This is a genomic window from Actinomadura bangladeshensis, assembly GCF_004348335.1.
In the GTDB taxonomy this organism is placed as follows: domain Bacteria; phylum Actinomycetota; class Actinomycetes; order Streptosporangiales; family Streptosporangiaceae; genus Spirillospora; species Spirillospora bangladeshensis.
In genome coordinates this window covers 1-2,663 of record NZ_SMJW01000473.1, presented here as the reverse complement: position 1 = coordinate 2,663, position 2,663 = coordinate 1, and the positions used below count along the sequence as shown (strand labels likewise).

The 2,663-nt window shown below is 70.1% G+C and carries 2 protein-coding genes; one reads left to right on the top strand and one right to left on the bottom strand.

Translation table 11 applies throughout. The features are described from left to right. The coding region (locus E1284_RS40030; RefSeq protein WP_131945333.1) for a (2Fe-2S)-binding protein at nt 1-210 on the bottom strand (210 nt) is incomplete at its 3' end. A 253-nt stretch (nt 211-463) separates the two neighbouring features. Between E1284_RS40030 and glgX the strand changes: the two genes are divergently transcribed. Beyond that, the gene (gene glgX / locus E1284_RS40025; protein ID WP_131945332.1) at nt 464-2,650 is read left to right on the top strand and encodes a glycogen debranching protein GlgX; all 2,187 of its coding nucleotides are present in this window, start codon (nt 464-466) and stop codon (nt 2,648-2,650) included. The last annotated feature ends 13 nt before the right edge of the window (nt 2,651-2,663 follow it).

The following is a 2,663-nucleotide window of genomic DNA, read 5'->3' as shown; positions in this document are numbered from 1 at the left end:
CATCAGGGGCAGGGGGCCGCCGGTCAGGGCGTCGGCCAGGTCGCCGGCCGTCCGGTACTGGCTGACCATGGTGTGGATGCGCTTGGTGCACATGCCGCAGCCGGGCTTGAAGCCGCATGCGGCCTTGACGGCCTTGGCGGTCGCGCAACCGCTCGCCATGCAGCCGTGCACGTCATCTTCCGTGATGGCGTTGCAGATGCAGACGTACATGCCGGTGGGGAGACCTTCCGTGCGGCTGGAGCTGGCTCGGCGTGCCCGACCTCTCGGCCTTAGGTTGCCCTTATTGAGGTTAGGCATGCCTAAGGTAGCCCAACGATGTCCGTTCTCGCCAGTGGGGTCCGGATCGGTGTGATCCACCCCTCACGGGGAAGGGCTTCCGGCGTGCGCCGCCGGGCCCTGGCCGCCGATCCCGCAGCCGGTCCCGCGGCGCGCTCTGGACGCGGCGGGGACGGAGGGCGCGACAGTGGCACAGGTCTGGCCGGGCGACGCCTATCCCCTCGGGGCCCGGTTCGACGGCGCGGGGACGAACTTCGCCGTCTTCTCCGAGGCGGCCGAGCGGGTGGAGTTGTGCCTGTTCGACGGGCCGGCGGGCGCCGGCGAGGAGACGAGGCTGACGCTTCCCGAGGTGGACGCGTTCGTCTGGCACGGCTACCTGCCGGGCGTGATGCCGGGACGGCGGTACGGCTACCGGGTGCACGGGCCCTACGACCCGCGGCGCGGGCTGCGCTGCAACCCGGCGAAGCTGCTCCTCGACCCCTACGCGCAGGCCGTCGAGGGCGAGGTCGACTGGGACGAGTCGTGCTTCGGCTACGACTTCGGCGACCCGTGGTCGCGCAACGACGCCGACTCGGCGGGCCACACGATGCGGTCGGTGGTGGTCAGCCCGTACTTCGACTGGGGGGACGACCGCCCGCCCCGGATCCCCTACCACGAGACGGTGATCTACGAGGCGCACGTGAAGGGGCTCACGGCGCGGCATCCGGAGATCCCGCCGGCGCTGCGCGGCACCTACGCGGGCCTGGCCCACCCGGTGATCACCGATCATCTGCGCTCGATCGGGGTGACGGCGGTGGAGCTGATGCCCGTCCACCAGTTCGTCCACGACGACGCGCTGACGAGCCGCGGCCTGCGCAACTACTGGGGCTACAACACGATCGGCTTCTTCGCCCCGCACAACGAGTACTCCTCGTCGGGGCGGCGCGGCGAGCAGGTCCTGGAGTTCAAGGCGATGGTGAAGGCCCTGCACGAGGCGGGCATGGAGGTGATCCTCGACGTCGTCTACAACCACACCGCCGAGGGCAACCACCTCGGGCCGACGCTGTCGTTCCGGGGCATCGACAACGCCTCGTACTACCGGCTCGCCGACGACGACCCGCGCTACTACATGGACACGACGGGCACCGGGAACAGCCTGCTGATGCGCAGCCCGCACGTGCTGCAGCTGATCATGGACTCGCTGCGGTACTGGGTGACCGAGATGCACGTGGACGGGTTCCGCTTCGACCTCGCCGCGACGCTGGCCCGCGAGCTGCACGCGGTGGACCGGCTGTCGGCGTTCTTCGACCTCGTCCAGCAGGACCCGGTGGTCTCGCAGGTGAAGCTGATCGCCGAGCCGTGGGACGTCGGGGAGGGCGGCTACCAGGTCGGCAACTTCCCGCCGCTGTGGACGGAGTGGAACGGCCAGTACCGCGACACGATGCGCGACTACTGGCGCGGGCAGCCGGGGTCGATGCCGGACTTCGCGTCCCGGCTGACGGGCTCGTCCGACCTGTACGCCGACGACGGCCGCCGCCCGATCGCCTCGATCAACTTCGTGACCTGCCACGACGGTTTCACGCTGAACGACCTCGTCTCCTACGACGGCAAGCACAACGAGGCGAACGGGGAGAACAACCGGGACGGGAGCGACGACAACCGGTCGTGGAACTGCGGCGTCGAGGGCACGACGGACGACCTCGACATCATCGCCCTGCGCGAGCGCCAGAAGCGCAACTTCCTCACCGCGCTGTTCCTCTCGCAGGGCGTCCCGATGCTGCTGCACGGTGACGAGATAGGCCGCACCCAGGGCGGCAACAACAACGCCTACTGCCAGGACGGCGAACTCTCCTGGGTCGACTGGACGGGCCTGCGCGACGACACGTTCTTCGACGAGCGCGGACCGCTGCTCGACTTCGTCCGGCGCCTGTCCCGGCTGCGCACCGAGCACCCCGTCTTCCGGCGGCGCCGGTTCTTCCTCGGCGACCAGCGGTCCAAGCGCGCCCGCAAGGCCGCGCGGCGCAAGGCGGACGCGGAGGCCGAGTCCGAGGTCCTGCCCGACCTGGTCTGGTTCACCCCGGGCGGGCAGGAGATGGCCGACAAGGACTGGTCGGCGGGCTTCAACAAGTCGCTGAACGTGTTCCTGAACGGCGACGCGATCAGCGAGCCCGACCCGCGCGGCCGGCAGGTCCGGGACGACTCGTTCCTGCTGCTGTTCAACGCGCACGACGGGGACCTGCCGTTCACGCTGCCGCCCGCCGTCTACGGGCAGATGTGGATCAAGATGCTCGACACCGCCGACCCGCTGCTCGCCGAGGAGGAGTCGCCGATCGTGAAGGCCCGCGAGACCGTCCCGGTGGGCGCCCGCTCGATCCAGGTCCTGCGCCGCGTCTGAGGACGTCCTGCCA